Consider the following 16,447-nt stretch of genomic DNA (forward strand, 5'->3'; position numbering starts at 1 on the left):
AGGTCGCTGGTCACTGATCGGCCTCGATCGCGTCGTCATCCACGAATCCAATGTCTTCGTCATCGGATTTCGCGGCCTGCGGCGCGGGCGCCGGCGCCGCCTCCTCCGCCGCGCGAACGGCGACGATCTCGGCGCCGGGAAAAACTTCAAGCGCGCGGCGCACGAAAGGATCGGCGCGCACGCCATTCATTGCCTCCTGCGCTCTCGCGTCCGCCATCTCTCTCAGGCTTGGCGCGCCGGCTTCGTTTGAGACAGCGACCATCCAGCGCCGTCCCGTCCATTCCTGCAATCGGCGCATCAATGTCTGCGCCAGCTGCGGCGAAGCGCCGGGCGCCGTCGAAAATTCGATGGAGCCATCCTCGAAACGCACCAGCCGCACATCTCGTTCGAGCGCGAGCTTCAATTGGATGTCGCGATGTTGCGCGGCGAGCGCGACGATCTCTTCGAATCGCTCGAGCCGCGGCGCTGGATCGGCCGTCTCCCGCTGCGGCGCGAGCGCCCTCGCCGCGCCGGACGATCGAACGGCGCCCGCGGCAAGATCCCGCACCGGCCGCGCCGGAGCCGAGCCTTGCGCGCCGCCGAAAATCTCGTCCTGGCGGCCTGGCGCGGCCGCCGGCGGCGCGGCGGCTCCTGAGCTTACCCCGCTCTTGCCGGCATCACTCCTGCCGGCATCCCCCGGCGTCGAAAAATTATGGGTCAGCGACGCCAGCTTGCGCAAAGCCTCGTCCGGAGTCGGCAGATCCGCCGCATAAGCGAGGCGCACCAGAACCATATCCGCGGCGGCGAGGGGGCGCGCGGAGTCCTTGACTTCCTGCAAACCTTTCGAGAGCAATTGCCACGCTCTCGACAAAACCGACATCGGCAGATTCTCGGCGAAGCTGATGCCGCGACTGCGTTCGTCGGGAGTGACGGCGGCGTCATTGACCGCCTCCGGCGCGAGCTTCAGCCGCGTGACGAGATGCACGAATTCGGCAAGTTCGATAAGGATGGCCGCAGGATCCGCGCCGCTGTCGTAAAGCTCTTTCAGCCCGCCAAGAGCCTGCGCCATCTGCCCTTGCATCAGGCTTTGAAAGAGATCGATGATCCGGCCGCGATCGGCAAGGCCGAGCGTGGCGCGCAACGTTTCGGCGGCGATCAGCCCCTGCCCCAGCCTCTGCCCTTGCCCCGCGGCCGGTCCATGCGCGATCGCCTGATCAAGCAGCGAGAGCGCATCCCGCGCCGAGCCTTCCGCCGCGCGCGCGATCAGGGCGAGAGCCTCGTCTTCGATCGCGACGCCTTCCTTGGCGCAGATGCCGCCGAGATATTTGATGAGCACGCCGGCCTCGATCCGGCGCAGGTCGAATCTCTGGCAGCGCGAGCGCACCGTCACCGGCACTTTCTCGATTTCGGTCGTCGCGAACAGGAATTTGACGTGATCCGGCGGCTCTTCCAGCGTTTTCAAAAGGCCGTTGAAGGCCTGCTTCGAGAGCATATGCACTTCGTCGATGATGTAGACTTTTGTCCGCGCCATGACCGGGCGGTAGCGCGCCCCTTCGATGATCTCGCGCACGTCGTCGATGCCGGTGTGGGAGGCGGCGTCCATCTCGATGACGTCGACATGGCGCGATTCGATGATCGCCTGACAATGGACGCCGAACTCCGGCATATCGATCGTCGGGCGCGTCACCGCCGCGCGGCCCTCCCGCGCGGGCAGCTCATAATTGAAGGCGCGCGCCAGAATGCGCGCCGTCGTCGTCTTGCCGACGCCGCGAACCCCCGTCAGAATATACGCCTGATGAATGCGATCGAGGTCAAAGGCGTTGGAGAGCGTCCTGACCATGGCCTCCTGGCCGATCAGATCCTCAAAACCCGCCGGGCGATATTTTCGGGCAAGAACGCGATAGGGAGCGGCGCTTTGCGTCGGGACGTCTAACGGCAAGGCCGCCGGAGTCGAAGACCCCTCGCTCATCGTCGCATCGCTTTGGCCGTTCGCACCGTCGATGCGATCGTCTTGCATCGCCAAGACCCGTTCAAGAGCAGACCCGTTCAAGAGGCATAGACGGCCTGAACGAAGTCAGCCGTTGGACGCTTTGCGTTCGGCGCGGCGGCGGCCTCGGTCGCTGCGGCGCTTTTTACAAGGTGGGAGGCTGGACAGAGACCCGCCCGGTCTCGTTAGGGCTGCTTCCTTCCGGACCTGACCCGGTTGGCGAGTGGTGCGTCCACCGCCAACCTCCCGCCCCCTATTTGGACCGCCGCCGCAAATTTCGCAACCTTTTTGGATAGGAGACAAATATTCGTCTGCGCTGATTCGCGCAGGATTTGGCGACGGGGGCGGAAAGGCTTAAGTTCTCCCGCAGGTGGCCCCGGCCTCACGCCAGACCCTTCCGGTTCAGTCGCATCGGATCCTGGTCCAGTTCTTTGTTTTCTCGCTTTTTCTGCAGGCGACCCGGCATAGCCCTCGCTTGAAAATGCTCCAGTCGAGGACGACCCATGCACGGCAGCGCGACCAATCCACCTCACGTCAAGGACCGCTCGGCGTCCGCGGGTTTTGCCCTCAATCCGCTGAACCGCATGTCGATGCGCCGCCAAGACGCCGCATTTCTCGAACAGATGAGCCGCTCGGAGACTGCGCGCACGCTGGTTTTTTCCGAGGACCTGCCGATCGTGAAGCGCGGCCCCGGCGGGTTCGATCCCTTTTTTACCCTCGCCGAGGCGGCGGAGCTTGGCAAAGTCCAGGAAACCGCCTTCCTCGGCTGCGACGAGGAGCTGGCGCTGTTCGCCAGCCTCATTGAGCGGTCGGAGGACGCCCCGGCCGGCGAGAAGATCGCCTTCATCGACATTCGCCTGATCGCGACGCAGGGCCTCCTGCCGGCCGAGGTCGTCGGTCCGCTCGGCGAAGCCAAGAGCCTTTTGTCATGGCACGTGCGGCACCGTTTCTGCTCGAACTGCGGCGCGCCGACGAGATCCCTCGCCGGCGGCTGGCGCCGTGGATGCGACCGCTGCGGCGCGCAGCATTTCCCGCGCACTGATCCCGCCGTCATCATGCTGATCGTCGATGGCGAGGACTGCCTCCTCGGCCGACAGGCGGCTTTCGCGCCAAAGATGTATTCCTGCCTCGCCGGATTCATGGAATCGGGCGAGACGATCGAGGACGCCGTGCGCCGGGAAGTGGCCGAAGAGGCGGGAATCGCCGTGGGCCGGGTTGATTATCTCGCCTCTCAGCCCTGGCCCTTTCCAAGCTCGCTGATGATCGGCTGCATCGGCGAGGCTTTGGGCCGTGATCTTTCCCTTGACGATAAAGAGCTCGAGGACGCGCGATGGTTCCGCCGCGACGAGGTGCGCCGGATGCTCGAACGGACGCATCCTTCCGGCCTCACCTGCCCCTCCAAAGTCGCTATCGCGAACCTTCTGCTGACGGCCTGGGCTTATGACGACATCCCCTTCGATATCAGGGGAGCGGCAAGCCTTTGAGCGAAAAGCCTTTGGGCCGAAAGGCCCTGACCCTGTTTTCGGGCGGCCAGGATTCGACCACATGTCTCGCTTATGCGCTGGAGCGCTATGACCATGTCGAGACGATCGGTTTCGACTACAATCAGAGACATCGCATTGAACTGAGCCAGCGCGCCATCATCCGCGACGCATTAACGCGCGAATTTCCGGCCTGGCGCGAAAAACTCGGCGAGGATCACCTCGTCAGTATCGCGGCGCTCGCTGAAATCTCGACCACGGCGATGACGCATGACGTCGCGATCGTCATGGATGAGCGCGGCCTGCCGAATACTTTTGTGCCCGGCCGCAATCTCATGTTTCTCACCTTTGCCGGAGCGCTCGCCTATCGGCGCGGCCTGACCGGCATCGTCGCGGGCATGTGCGAAACGGATTTTTCGGGCTATCCGGATTGCCGCGACGATAGCGTCAAAGCGATGCAACTCGCTCTCAATCTCGGCATGGACGCACGATTCAACTTGGAAACGCCGTTGATGTGGCTGAGCAAGGCAGACACCTGGCGCCTCGCGGAGCGTCTTGGCGGCAAGCCGCTGATCGCAATTATTCTGGAGGACACCCACACCTGTTATCTTGGAGAGCGCGGCGTCCGGCACGATTGGGGCTATGGTTGTGGCCATTGCCCTGCCTGCGAGCTGCGGGCGAGGGGCTGGCGCGAATACGCGTCAGGCTGAGCGGGATGCTGTGTGAAGGCTTCGACGGCCTCGCTCAGCTGATCACGCCCATAATGCTTAATGCTTATCGCGATATTCATGCTCGGCCAGGGCCTCAAGCGCATCGCCGAGGCAGCCTAGTATCATCGCTCATTCATTCGGCGCCGATCTTCCCTCTCGCTTTACCGGGAAGACTCAAACAAGCGGTGAAGGATTGCTATGAACGACTTCTTCCGTGACATTGCTATATTTGAAGATAATTTGCATAAGCGGCCAGCTCTCGACGGCGCTGTCCCTCATGCTTGGCTGCAAACGCCTCTTCCATCGGCGTTGCTTTTCTGTATAAGGAGACGACGCGATCCTCGCGCATCCAGATAGCGCCACCATGCTGGACGACATCCCGGCACGGCTGCGCTTTTGGTCAATCCCCTCCATGAAGCCAGCGGCGCTAAAGGCGAGCGCAGGCCGTGGTCATTTTGAAAGGTCTACACGATGTCGATCACGCCGGAGCGCAAACAGACGCTCGTCAAAGAATATGCATTGAAGGCTGGCGATACAGGTTCGCCCGAAGTTCAGGTCGCGATCCTGACCGAGCGGATCGTCAATTTGACCGAGCATTTCAAAACCCACGTCAAAGACAATCATTCGCGCCGTGGTCTCTTGAAGCTCGTCTCGCAACGGCGACAGTTACTGGACTACGTCAAGGCTCACGACGAGCCGAGATACAAATCCCTGATTGAACGTCTCGGCATCCGGCGTTAAAGCATGATCGGTCGAAGCGCAGGAGCGTTTCGGCCAGGACCGCGCCTTCGCGCTTAGCTGACAGGCGAAGGCCCTTGGCGGCGCGGAGCGGCTCGAGCGGCGACCCTCTTACAAAGCGCCGAAATGCCCGGGCCGTGGTTGAAGACCCTCGGCCGGGCGACCTTGAACGCGGCGGCGGCGGAAAAAGGATGTTCTAGATCATCTCCTTTGGACCGCCGCTTCGATCATCGCCACAGCGGCTAGGCTTTGAACAGAACATGCATTGAAACAGGATGTTAGAAAGCATATCTGGATCTATATCGTAGCCATTATGCTTTGAAGCGGACGGGCGGCATGGGGCCGTTCGCCGGCGTTTGGCGAAGACAAACGCGCCATGGCAGGATCGCCAGGCGCTGTCCTTGGGGCTTTTTCAGCATCCCTCCGACAGCCTCTTGCCGTCTTGCTCTGGCTAGTCTTCGCCTTTCAAATCAAGAAAGACGAACAAATGTTTGATATTCATCGGGAAGAATTGGATTGGGCCGGGCGGAAGCTAGTGCTTGAAACGGGCAAGATCGCGCGTCAGGCAGACGGAGCCGTGCTCGCCACCTATGGCGAAACCACGGTTCTCGCCACCGTGGTTTCGGCCAAATCGCCGAAGCCCGGGATCGATTTTTTCCCGCTCACCGTCAATTATCAGGAAAAGGCCTTTGCCGCCGGACGCATCCCGGGCGGCTATTTCAAGCGGGAGGGCCGCCCCTCCGAAAAAGAGACGCTGGTCTCGCGCCTGATCGATCGCCCGATCCGCCCTCTTTTTCCGGATGGTTATCGCAACGATACGCAGGTTGTCGTGACCGTGCTTTCGCACGACCTCGAAAATGATCCGGACATCTTGTCGATGGTTGCGACTTCGGCCGCGCTGACGCTGTCCGGCGTTCCGTTCATGGGTCCGGTCGGCGCGGCGCGCGTCGGCTACATCAATGGCACGTTGAAGCTCAACCCGACCATCGACGAACTGAAAGAATCAGCTCTCGACCTCGTCGTCGCCGGCACGGGCGACGCCGTTTTGATGGTCGAATCGGAAGCAAAAGAACTCTCCGAAGCGCTCATGCTCGAGGCCGTCATGACCGGCCATCGCGGCTTCCAGCCGGTGATCGACGCGATCATCCGGCTCGCGGAAAAAGCCGCCAAGGAGCCGCGCGATCTTGTCATCACAGATAAAAGCGAGATCGAGGCGGCGGTGCGCCAGATCGCCGAGGAGGAGCTGCGCGAAGCCTATAAGATCACGGCCAAGCAGGATCGCTACAAGGCCGTCGACGCCGTGAAGGCGAAGGTCGCCGGCGAATTGTTTCCGGATGGCTCTGAGCCGCGCTTCTCGAAAGAACTCGTCAACGAAGTCTTCCACGATCTGCAAGCCAAGGTGGTGCGCTGGAACATCCTCGATGCCGGCATAAGGATCGACGGACGAGATGTGAGGACGGTGCGTCCGATCCTCGCCGAAGTCGGCATTTTGCCGCGCGCCCACGGTTCGGCCCTGTTCACGCGCGGCGAGACGCAGGCTCTCGTGGTCGCGACTCTTGGCACCGGCGAGGACGAGCAGTTCGTCGACAGCCTGGAAGGCACCTATAAGGAGCGCTTCCTGCTGCATTACAACTTCCCTCCCTATTCGGTCGGCGAGACCGGACGCATGGGATCGCCAGGACGTCGCGAGATCGGTCATGGCAAGCTCGCCTGGCGCGCGATCCGGCCGATGCTGCCGACCGCCGCGGAGTTTCCCTACACGATCCGTATCGTCTCGGAGATCACCGAATCGAACGGATCTTCCTCAATGGCGACCGTCTGCGGCTCGTCGCTGGCGCTGATGGATGCCGGCGTTCCCCTGAAACGGCCGACCGCCGGCATCGCCATGGGGCTGATCCTTGAAGGCGAGCGCTTCGCAGTGCTCTCCGACATTCTCGGCGACGAGGATCATCTCGGCGACATGGACTTCAAGGTCGCCGGCACCGAAGAGGGCGTCACTTCGCTGCAAATGGACATCAAGATCACTGGCATCAACGAGGAGATCATGCGGGTCGCCCTCGACCAGGCGAAGGCCGGGCGGCTGCACATTCTCGGCGAAATGTCCAAGGCGCTAACGGGCGCGCGCGCCGAACTCGGCGAATTTGCCCCGCGCATCGAAACCCTGAAGATTCCGACCGACAAGATCCGTGAGGTGATCGGCACTGGCGGCAAGGTGATCCGCGAGATCGTCGAAAAGACCGGCGCCAAGATCAATATTGAGGATGACGGCACGGTTAAGGTCGCCTCATCCGACGCCAATTCGATTCGCGCGGCGATCAACTGGATCAAATCCATCGCCAACGATCCGGAAATCGGCCAGATCTATGAAGGCACCGTCGTCAAGGTTGTCGATTTCGGCGCGTTCGTAAACTTCTTCGGCTCAAAGGATGGCCTTGTTCATATTTCGCAACTCGCCAAAGGGCGCGTCGCGAAATCCTCCGATGTCGTGAAGGAAGGCGAAAAGGTCAAGGTGAAGCTGCTCGGCTTCGATGACCGCGGCAAGGTTCGCCTCTCGATGCGTCTCGTCGACCAGGAGACCGGCGAAGATCTCGAAGGCAAGGAGAAGGCCGAACAGCAGGAGGCCGCGGGCCAATAGGCCGCGTCTCCAGAGCAGAAAGCGTTCATGCAAAATCGCATGCTGCTCATTACACCTTTGTGCTGGAGCGTGACCTGGGTCCGAAAAGTCGGCAACTTTTCGGCGTCATGTTCTGGCTGACACATAGAGGGCGCTCTTTGGAGCGCCCTTTTTATTTGTTGAGCCCGCGCCCAAATCGCAGCGAGCGGCCCAATGTCCGTGCTCCAGCTTAATCCCGCGCCATTGCGATCCGCAAAAGACGTTCTTTGACGCAATCGAGGCCGCCCAGCATGCCATAGCTCGCGACGGCGCCGGCATAGGAGTAAGAGACCACTTTGTCCTTGTGCACGTAAGCGCCGGCCAACCCCAAGATTTCGCCGGAGCGCGCGGCTTCGAGCAGACGCTCCAATTCTTCGATGACCGTGGCGTTGGGCTCGCTGGACGGCGGCGTAAATTGACCGCGAAGGCTGATGACATTTTCCGACATTTTTGATGGCCGCTGAGAATGACCGCCTGCGTATCGAGGCAACTTTTACTAAGCAATATCGATGCCATTGCGCGGGCGTAAAAAAGCGCGGCCGATGGCCGCGCTTTCAAGCTTCAGTTCGTTCAGGCGCTTGAGCCCTGCGTCAGCTTGGAGGATCCCGCCGAAGGCCCGCAGGAGCCATCATGAGCGCGCTGGGCCGACCCCTCCGAGGCGCTCTTCACCCGCAGGTTGTTTTGAACAGGCAAGACGTTCGCCACGCGCTCAGCAAAGCTTGCTCAACGTTGCCCCAACAGACGCGCGGAATGGCGCGGTCATAAGCCCATAAGCGCAAACGGCAGCGGCCACGTGTATTGCGGCTGATCTTCGCCGTTCACGCAATCGCCGCGCGGCATGGCGATTCGAGAAGCCGCCGATGGGCATGCCGCAAAGCAACGATGGCGGCGTCGAGTTCTTTCCTTTGCCGCTCGAGATAACCGATCTGCGCGACGATCTGCTCGGGCGGCAGCGCAAGCTCCAGATCGACTTCCTCGGAGGGCTGATCGACCCGCTCATCCGCATCGAGACGGGAAAGCGCGCCGCCTTGAGAGCGAAGCATCTCGCCGATTTCAGCCAGCGTAAAGCCGAGCCGCTTCCCTTTGAGAATCATCTTGAGATTGCGCTTCTCATGCGCGCCGTAGAGGCGGGTCGCGCCCTCCCGCTTCGGGTGAAGAAGATCACGATCCTCATAAAAGCGCAAAGCGCGGATGCTGACGCCAAAATCACGGGCCATTTCGCGGATTGTGCTGAAGCCCTCCGGCCCGCGCCTTGCCCGCGCCGCAGCCGGCTGGTCCGACGCATCTTCGTCCTCGTGAACGTCATCGTCGGACCGATACTGATTGCCGCGCGAAGGATTTGTATCCATGGCTTACACCCTCGATGTCTGTTAACTGAGCTTTGAGGAAAGTTGCAAAATTCTAGTTGTAAGCACAACCAAAGATTGTATATATTCCACTTACAACCGCTTCGGACATTCACTGTGACGAGACGGTCTTGCGCCAAGCTTGAGGGAGGAGAATGTGGCCAATCTTAACGCAACGTTTACCTGAGACTTCGAAAGTGAGAGAGGCTCCGCCGGCGCATACGGGCGACTGCAACCTGCCGCCCCGGTTCAATCCGAACTCCTACGGCGCAAGTTTGAAACGTCAGCGATGCAACCGGACGACATGATGAGCAGGGCGAACGCCGAGGGCGTTAACGGCGCCGGTGGACAACGCGCAGCCGCCCCTGGCGTCCAGCAGCTGTCGCCGATGGAGGACTGGCTGCAAAGAGCCTTGGCCGATCTCTCCTCTCGCGGGGCGGACGGTGATGCGCCGATCGATTTAAGCCAAAGCCTTGCCGCTATGGCCGCGATTCTCAATGAGATCGTTCAATCGAGGCCAATTCCGGCCGCATCGGAACAGGGCGCGGGCGCCGAAACTGGCGTCCGCAAGACTCGACGCGCGGCCGACGCGCCATCGCCCGACAGCCCCACCAGCGCCGATCGCAAACACAAATCGCAGACTTTATCGGCTGGCGCCGAGGGCAGAAGCGCGGAGGTCTTCGCGTCACCGGATGCCGATGGCGGCGAGAGCCTGACCGAACTGACGCGCCGGCTTGACGAGATCGAGCAGCGCCTTCGCGCCGGCGGCGGCCATGACGACGATCAGTCTTTGACAGGCGCCTTGACGGAAATCGAAGCGCGGCTCCGGAAAGCCGCCGCCCGTCGCGCCGAACTCGCCAAATCAAGCCCCTCGCCTGATCAGCAGACCTTGGAAAAAATGGACGCGCCGCACCCGCTTGCGCCAGCGGGCAGCGCGGCGGCGGGTGAAAAACCGGTCCCCGCAAGCTTAGCCGCCGGGCCGCGCCGCATCGCAGAAACGCCAGCGCTTTCGCCGGTTGAAAGGCTCCCCGACCTCGAGGCTAGCATTCGCGATTTGACCGCCCTTATGAGAGCCTTGGGCGAGCGGCGCGCTGGCGCTGATTTGCGGGCCGCCCGCCGGGGCGGCTGGCCCGGCGAACAATTCAATCGGCCTTTGCAGGAGCCCCCTCCGTCGGGCGAGCAGGCCGCCGCCCCTGTCGCCGGTCCGCGCCCCGACGGCGCGGTTTCGACGCCAATGCCTCGCCCCGCCGCAACGAGGCGCGCTGCGGCGGCCGATGCCGCTGTCTCGCATTCGGCCATCGAAATGATCGAAGCGCAGCTTCGCGCGTTGACGCGAAAGGTCGAGGAGGCCATTGCTCGAAGCTGCGATTCAGGCCCCTACGACACATTGACAGAGCGCGTAGCGGCGGCCGAGAAGCGCCTGACCGAAAAGCTCGAGAGCGGACTGGCGGCGGCGGCGAGCGAGACCGACAGCCTCAAAGATATTGTCCAATCGCTCGCAGGCAAGATAGAAGCGGCGCGGCAGCCCGGCGCCAGCGATCTTTCCATCCAATCGCTCGATCGTGAAATCGGCGCCATCGCCGAGCGTCTCGACGGGGCCGATAAGGGCTTGTCCTCCCTGGCTCGTCTCGAGCAATCGATCAGCCGCCTTTTCGAGCAGATGGAAGAGATTCGCGAGATCGCGTCGAACGCCGCGGCCCGGGACGCCGACCGCGAGGGCGCTCTGCCGGCGGATCTCGATCGGCGGGCGGAAGGCGGCGGTCACGACAGGCGGCTGACGCGCGAAATCGCCGATTTGCGAGCCACTCGCGACGAAGCCGACAAGCGCATACATCTTGCTCTCAACGCGGTTCAGGAGACTGTTGCAAAAGTCGCCGATCGGCTCGCCGTAATGGAGGCTGATCTCGGGGAGATGCGCCCGGCGGCCGACCGGCTGCTGCCGCTGCTGACGCCCCGCGCCGAGCGCCGCCTGAGAGGCGATCAGGAAGGCGATTTTTTCTCGACTGAAACTCTACAGCGGCGCCCCCTCTCCGGCGCGCCCGGCCCTGTTCTCGTCAGCACGAAGGAGAGCGTCACCCACAGCCTCTTCAGCCGCGACGCCGCTCAGACCGCCGACGGAACAGCGGCCAATGGCCAAAAGGACGTAGAGCCTGCCGATCTCCTGATCGAGCCTGGAAGCGGATCGCCGCGCAGACGGGAGGCGCCCGAGCATCGAGCGTCCGGCGAGCCGCCGCAGCCGGAGCGAGAAGCCGGCGGCGGCGGACGCGCGGATTTCATCGCGGCGGCGCGGCGCGCGGCTCAGGCAGCGCAATTCGAAGCGGACGGCTCTCTCAAGGGGCAAGCTCCGGCTGGCGACCATGCCGGCGCGAGTGGCGGTTTTTTCAGCGCTCATCGGCGGCCGATCCTTCTGGCGATCGCCGCCCTGTGCCTTGCCCTCGGCGCCTATACGATCGCGAGAAATGGCAGCCTCAAAAGCCTCGGTCCGACAAGCTTTCTGAATGCGATCGGCAAAGGGGCCGCGAGCAGCGCCCTTCGGCCTCAGCGCGGCGGCAATCTCGCCGGAGGGCCGCCAACGCTCGCGGCGCCTGGCGCGACGTCCGCCGCCGTGAAACCAGCCAAAGCGGCGCCGCCAAGCGCCGCGGCAATGAAGCGCGAGCCGATTGCACCGCAGAATAATGTCAAGGCGAACGCGGCTCTGCGCGATTCGCGCCTCTTCGATCCGGCCCCCCTCAATGTTCTGTCGCCGCTGCGGCAAGCTCCCCCGCCGGCTGAAAATCCGCCGAGCCACGGCGCGCCCTTCATGCACGCCATAGCTGGAAGCGATCCGATCATTGTCGGCGCGATCGCCGGACACGCTGGCGTGATCCATTCCGCGCCTGCGCCCATCGCGGCGGCTCCGCAGCCGCTGGCCGGCGCTCCGACGGTCATCGCAAGCTTGCCCGGAATGCCGCTGGAGCAGCTGCGCGCCAAGGCAGAGGCCGGCGACGCGCCAGCTCAATTCGAACTTGGCCTCCGTTTTGCCGACGGGCGCGCCGGCTCGCAGGATATGGCGCTGGCGGCGCAATATTACGCCAAAGCCGCGGATCAGGGTCTGGCGCTTGCGCAATATCGCCTCGCGGTGCTGAGTGAAAAAGGCGTCGGCGGCGGACGCGATCTCGCGCGGGCGCAAAGCCTCTATCTCGCGGCTGCCGAGCAAGGCAACGCCCGGGCGATGCATAATCTCGGGGTTCTCGCCGCGGAGGGCGTCGATGGCGAACCGGATTATGCAAAAGCTGCGGCATGGTTCGAAAAAGCCGCAGCCTTCGGCATTCGCGACAGTCAGTTCAACCTTGCCGTTCTTTTGGCGCGAGGCTCAAGCCTCTCGCACGACGCCGCCCGCTCCTACACTTGGTTTTCGATCGCGGCGGCGACAGGCGATCAGGAGGCCGCCCGTAAACGCGACGAGATGGCGCTGAAACTTTCTCCGGCCGATCTCGCCGCCGCGACGGCCGCGGCCAGCACTTTCCGGCCGCGAACGCTCGATCCCGCGGTCAATGAAATCAGCGTTTCTGGAAATCCGGCTATCGCCTCGGCGCCAGCAGCGCTTCCGACGCAAAGGAAGGCGTCGAATCTTTAGCGTTTTGAGGGACCGGAGGACGGCCCGCGCGCCAAGACGCCAAACGCCCATTGGGCGCGCGAAGCAAACTTTGGGCGCGCGAAGTAAGATGCATGGAATCGATGATGTTCTTTATTCTCTTGCGCCGGCCAACAGTCGCGCCGCCGCCCTGCGGTCAGTCCGGCAGGCAAAGCCGATGGGGAACCCGGTAGACGGCGTTCCTCCCCATCACATGAGCGAGAATCGCAAATGAGCGCGCGGGGCCGCCGAACAGCGGATCAAAGGCCGAATCATGCAGATTGAGGCCGCCGGCGAAGGCGCCGAAAGCCGGCAGCACGCAACGCGCGCCATCGCTGACGAAACTGCGGCGCCGGACCGAGCCGCCGTGCCCCGCGACCCTGGCGACGGGATGAAGATGCCCCGCGATTTCGCCGATCGCGCCCGCTGCTGGCTCATGCCGGAACGTCATCCGCCCGACGGCGAGTTCGTTTCGCGCCTCGCCGGATAAACCGCGCGGCAATTCGCGGTCATGATTTCCTGCGATCCAGATCCAGTCGCGGCCCCGCTGCAAGCCGCCGACGCCGCTCCGGTCCGCGTCGCTCATGCGATCGCCGGCTGCGCCGTCATGAAAAGAATCGCCGAGCGCGACCACGCATCGCGGCTCGTAATAGGTAATCAGCTGCGCAAGCGAGACGAGAGTCGCGGCGGTGTCGTAAGGCGGCAGAAAAACGCCCTTCGCTGCGAAAGCCGAACCCTTTTCGAAATGCAGGTCGGCGACGACGAGCAGGCGTTCCTCGCGCCAGAAAAGCGCTCCCAGGGGGTCGGCGACAAAATCAACGTCGAGGATCGAGAGCACAGCCTCCGCTCGCAAATGTCTTCGGGCGGCGTGCCGCATCGTCAGAAAGAGCTCCTGTTCCGGCCTTTCCAGCGGCTCGAAAGCGCCGCCGCCTGAGGCTTCCCGCGACCTTTCCTCACCGGCGCAGCCTTGGCAAGATTTTCCTGAGCTGCGGGAGTTTCAGCGAGAACCTCGTCCACAAGGGTCTGCGCAGCCTCGGCGAGAACGACGTCCTGGGCTTCCCCATAGACTGTCTCGCGCCCAATCTCGAGCAGGATCGGCACGGCGAGCGGCGAGACGCGAGACAGCGCCTTGTGAATGATCTTGCCGCGCACGCGGGTCAGCATATGCGCCAGCCGGTCGAGGTCGAGGAGCCCCGTCGCGGCGTCCGCGCGCGCCGCTCGCAGCAGAATATGCTGCGGCTCATGACGGCGCAGCACATCGTAGATGAGGTCGGTCGAGATCTTGACCTGGCGGCCGGTCTTGCGCCGATCGATAAAATTGCGCTCGATCAGCCCTGAAATGATCGCGCAATTGCGAAACGTGCGCTTCATCAGCGCCGATTCTTCCAGCCACTCCTCAAGGTCGTCGCCGAGCATGTCCTCGCTCAATAAATCCTCCAGCCGCACCGACCCTTTCTCGAACAGCGCGCCGAGATTGCTTACGGACCAGATGCAAAGCGCATAATCATTGGCGACGAAACCCTGCGGCTTCAGCCCGGCGCGCTCCATGCGCCGCGTCACCAGCATGGCGAGCGTCGTATGCGCGAGGCGCCCTTCGAACGGATAGAGCGCGAGATAAAAGCGTCCTCCCCGCGGAAAGGACTCAACGAGAAGCTCGTCCGGCGGCGGCAAAGCGGATCGCTGGCGCTGCAGGTCAAGCCAATCGGCGACCTGATCCGGCAAGGCGCTCCAGCCCGCCGGGCTGGATAAGATGCCCCGCACGCGCATGGCGAGATAGGTCGAGAGAGGGAATTTTCCGCCGGCGTAAGAGGGGATTTTTGGCGTCTCGGCGTTCGCGCGCGAAACGAGGGCCTCGTTTTCGACAACGCCCTGCAGCGCCAAAATCTCGCCGCCGAATAGAAACGTATCCTTCGGCGCCAGCATTTCGATGAAGGATTCCTCGATCTCGCCGAGCACCCGCCCTCCCCGGCGCAGCGGACCCGTATAAGTCGCCGCCGGCCTGGCGCCGCCGGGAACGAGCCGCACTTTCAAAAGATCAGCCTCGATGATGGTCCCGACGTTCAGCCGGTAGGTCTGCGCGACGCGTCCATTGGCGATGCGCCACCGTCCATCGGGCGTCTGCTTGATCCTGGCGAATCGCTCATAGGTTTTCAGCGCATAGCCGCCGGTCGCGACGAAGGCGAGCGCGGACTCGAAAGTTTCGCGCGTGAGCGCCGCATAAGGCGCTGCCGACCGCGCCTCGGCGAAAAGGGCCGCGGCGTCAAAGGGCGCGGCGCAAGCCATGCCGAGTATGTGCTGGCAAAGAACGTCGAGGGCGCCCGAGCGCGCCAGCGCCGTATCCTGCGCGCCTTCCCGCGCGGCGTCGACGGCGGCGCGGCACTCCAGCACTTCGAAGCGATTGGCCGGCACGAGGATTGCGCGCGAGGGCTCGTCGAGCCGGTGATTGGCGCGGCCGATCCTCTGGGCGAGCCGGCTCGCGCCCTTCGGCGCGCCTACATTGATGACGAGGTCGACGTCGCCCCAGTCGATGCCGAGATCGAGTGTCGATGTGCAGACGACGGACTTCAGCCGGCCAGCGGCCATCGCCTCCTCGACCCTGCGGCGCTGCTGGACGTCGAGCGAGCCGTGGTGCAGGGCGATCGCAAGGCCATCGTCGTTGCGCCGCCACAGCTCCTGAAAGATATATTCCGCCTGCGCGCGCGTATTTACGAAAACGAGGCTCATCTTCGCGGCCCTGATCGCGGCGTAGATTTCACCCAGCGCATGGCGCGCGCTATGACCAGCCCACGGCAGCTGCTCCTTCGTGTCGAGGATGGAGAGGTCCGGCGCCGCGCCCGGCTCTGCGATGACAAGGGCGGCGCAGGCTTCTGCACGCCCCTGCGGCGCAAGCCAGCGCCGCAGTTCGGCGGGATCGCGAACGGTCGCAGAGAGGCCGATCGCCCGCAGCCCCGGCGCCAGGGAGCGCAGGCGCGCGAGGCCGAGGCTCAGGAGGTCGCCCCGTTTGGAGGCGGCGATAGCGTGCAGCTCATCGAAGACGACATGGCGCAGTCCCGCGAAAAGATGCTCTGCGTCGGGGCTCGCGAGCAAAAGCGCGAGCTGCTCCGGCGTCGTCAGCAGAATGTCGGGAGGATCGCGACGCTGGCGCTGGCGTTTTGCGGCCGATGTGTCCCCCGTCCGCGTCTCGACCTTGACGCCAAGGCGCATTTCGGCGATCGGCGTCTCGAGATTGCGCTCAACGTCGACGGCGAGCGCCTTGAGGGGTGAGATGTAGAGCGTGTGCAAGGCGCGCCGTTTCGCCGGCATTTCGAGATCAACAAGGCTCGGGAGAAATCCGGCGAGGGTCTTGCCGGCGCCGGTTGGCGCGATCAGCAGCGTATTTGTTTCGCGGGCCGAGCGCAGGAGTTCGATCTGATGCCGGCGCGGGCTCCAGCCCCGCGCGGAAAACCAGGCGAGAAAACGCGGCGGAAGATCAAAGTCGAAGCCAGTCACAAAAGGCCCTTGGAACGTGAGGGGCGGCCCGCGCGCGGGCGGCGCGTCGGGGCGCCCCCAGCGTGAAATAGTCATCGCAGCAAAAAATTCTCAGTGCGCCGGCAATGATCCTCAACTCTCCTAAAGTTGAACCAATCGGCGGCGTCGTCATTCATTGGACGTTCAGGAGAGGCGCTCCATATGTATGGTTAAGGGGGCGGTGGGTTTGCTTGCCTGCCCTTAGGTGAGGAGATCGAAAATGATGAGCAGATTGAAGAAAAGCGCCATTGTGGCGGTCTCTACTCTCGCGCTCGCTCTACCCGCTGCGACATTTATGACGGCGCCTGCGGCGGCGCAGGGCTGGCACGGCGGCGGCTGGCATGGCGGGGGCGGTTGGCACGGCGGCGGCGGCTGGCGCGGTGGCGGCTGGCGCGGTGGCGGCTGGCGTGGCGGCGGCTGGAACGGCGGTTGG

Annotated in this window: 11 protein-coding genes and 1 other RNA gene; 6 read left to right on the plus strand and 6 right to left on the minus strand. The window is 63.6% G+C overall.

What is annotated here, in order from left to right; all coding sequences use genetic code 11:
- Positions 1 to 10 precede the first annotated feature (10 nt).
- Positions 11 to 1,948 carry a DNA polymerase III subunit gamma/tau gene (locus MPC4_RS15860; protein ID WP_244629057.1) on the minus strand — a complete coding sequence of 646 codons (1,938 nt, stop codon included), beginning with the start codon at positions 1,946 to 1,948 and terminating at the stop codon, positions 11 to 13.
- Positions 1,949 to 2,117: 169 nt separating this feature from the next.
- Positions 2,118 to 2,214: signal recognition particle sRNA small type (gene ffs / locus MPC4_RS15865), an RNA gene on the minus strand.
- A gap of 255 nt (positions 2,215 to 2,469) precedes the next feature.
- Here ffs and nudC point away from each other — a divergent pair.
- The 4 genes from nudC (at position 2,470) to pnp (ending at position 7,530) form a co-directional block, all read left to right on the plus strand.
- On the plus strand, positions 2,470 to 3,450 hold the full coding sequence (gene nudC, locus MPC4_RS15870) for an NAD(+) diphosphatase (RefSeq protein ID WP_174513353.1): 981 nt from the start codon (positions 2,470 to 2,472) through the stop codon (positions 3,448 to 3,450).
- Positions 3,447 to 4,157 carry a 7-cyano-7-deazaguanine synthase QueC gene (gene queC, locus MPC4_RS15875; protein ID WP_174513354.1) on the plus strand — a complete coding sequence of 237 codons (711 nt, stop codon included), beginning with the start codon at positions 3,447 to 3,449 and terminating at the stop codon, positions 4,155 to 4,157. Before nudC ends, queC begins: the two co-directional genes overlap by 4 nt.
- Positions 4,158 to 4,628: 471 nt before the next feature.
- Positions 4,629 to 4,898, plus strand: coding sequence for a 30S ribosomal protein S15 (gene rpsO, locus MPC4_RS15880; protein WP_134486353.1), 270 nt, complete (start codon positions 4,629 to 4,631; stop codon positions 4,896 to 4,898).
- A 484-nt stretch (positions 4,899 to 5,382) separates the two neighbouring features.
- The gene (gene pnp, locus MPC4_RS15885) at positions 5,383 to 7,530 is read left to right on the plus strand and encodes a polyribonucleotide nucleotidyltransferase (RefSeq protein ID WP_174513355.1); all 2,148 of its coding nucleotides are present in this window, start codon (positions 5,383 to 5,385) and stop codon (positions 7,528 to 7,530) included.
- Between the two features lie 208 nt (positions 7,531 to 7,738).
- On the opposite strand, the gene MPC4_RS15890 is transcribed toward pnp, so the two are convergent.
- Together MPC4_RS15890 and MPC4_RS15895 are read right to left on the minus strand one after the other, a co-directional pair.
- Positions 7,739 to 7,996 (minus strand): hypothetical protein, encoded by a 258-nt coding sequence (locus MPC4_RS15890; RefSeq protein ID WP_134486349.1) that lies wholly within the window; start codon positions 7,994 to 7,996, stop codon positions 7,739 to 7,741.
- 370 nt (positions 7,997 to 8,366) lie between these two features.
- On the minus strand, positions 8,367 to 8,897 hold the full coding sequence (locus tag MPC4_RS15895; RefSeq protein WP_174513356.1) for a MerR family transcriptional regulator: 531 nt from the start codon (positions 8,895 to 8,897) through the stop codon (positions 8,367 to 8,369).
- Positions 8,898 to 9,201: 304 nt separating this feature from the next.
- Here MPC4_RS15895 and MPC4_RS15900 point away from each other — a divergent pair, with 304 nt between their 5' ends.
- A complete protein-coding gene (locus MPC4_RS15900) occupies positions 9,202 to 12,510 on the plus strand; it encodes a tetratricopeptide repeat protein (protein WP_174513357.1) in 3,309 nt (1,102 codons plus the stop codon).
- Between the two features lie 154 nt (positions 12,511 to 12,664).
- On the opposite strand, the gene pdeM is transcribed toward MPC4_RS15900, so the two are convergent.
- Positions 12,665 to 13,384, minus strand: coding sequence for a ligase-associated DNA damage response endonuclease PdeM (gene pdeM / locus MPC4_RS15905; RefSeq protein ID WP_174513358.1), 720 nt, complete (start codon positions 13,382 to 13,384; stop codon positions 12,665 to 12,667).
- A 2-nt stretch (positions 13,385 to 13,386) separates the two neighbouring features.
- A complete protein-coding gene (locus MPC4_RS15910) occupies positions 13,387 to 16,071 on the minus strand; it encodes a ligase-associated DNA damage response DEXH box helicase (protein WP_174513359.1) in 2,685 nt (894 codons plus the stop codon).
- 163 nt (positions 16,072 to 16,234) lie between these two features.
- Between MPC4_RS15910 and MPC4_RS15915 the strand changes: the two genes are divergently transcribed.
- A partial coding sequence (locus tag MPC4_RS15915; RefSeq protein WP_210253668.1) for a hypothetical protein occupies positions 16,235 to 16,447 on the plus strand: 213 nt, incomplete at its 3' end.

This window comes from Methylocella tundrae (assembly GCF_901905185.1).
GTDB lineage: Bacteria > Pseudomonadota > Alphaproteobacteria > Rhizobiales > Beijerinckiaceae > Methylocapsa > Methylocapsa tundrae.

Excerpts from the sequence above, each read along its gene's own strand:
- MPC4_RS15860 (WP_244629057.1), bottom strand. The coding sequence starts at position 1,948 with ATGAGCGAGGGGTCTTCGACTCCGGCGGCCTTGCCGTTAGACGTCCCG.
- nudC (WP_174513353.1), top strand. The coding sequence starts at position 2,470 with ATGCACGGCAGCGCGACCAATCCACCTCACGTCAAGGACCGCTCGGCG.
- rpsO (WP_134486353.1), top strand. The coding sequence starts at position 4,629 with ATGTCGATCACGCCGGAGCGCAAACAGACGCTCGTCAAAGAATATGCA.
- pnp (WP_174513355.1), top strand. The coding sequence starts at position 5,383 with ATGTTTGATATTCATCGGGAAGAATTGGATTGGGCCGGGCGGAAGCTA.
- MPC4_RS15890 (WP_134486349.1), bottom strand. The coding sequence starts at position 7,996 with ATGTCGGAAAATGTCATCAGCCTTCGCGGTCAATTTACGCCGCCGTCC.
- MPC4_RS15895 (WP_174513356.1), bottom strand. The coding sequence starts at position 8,897 with ATGGATACAAATCCTTCGCGCGGCAATCAGTATCGGTCCGACGATGAC.
- MPC4_RS15900 (WP_174513357.1), top strand. The coding sequence starts at position 9,202 with ATGAGCAGGGCGAACGCCGAGGGCGTTAACGGCGCCGGTGGACAACGC.
- pdeM (WP_174513358.1), bottom strand. The coding sequence starts at position 13,384 with ATGCGGCACGCCGCCCGAAGACATTTGCGAGCGGAGGCTGTGCTCTCG.
- MPC4_RS15910 (WP_174513359.1), bottom strand. The coding sequence starts at position 16,071 with ATGACTATTTCACGCTGGGGGCGCCCCGACGCGCCGCCCGCGCGCGGG.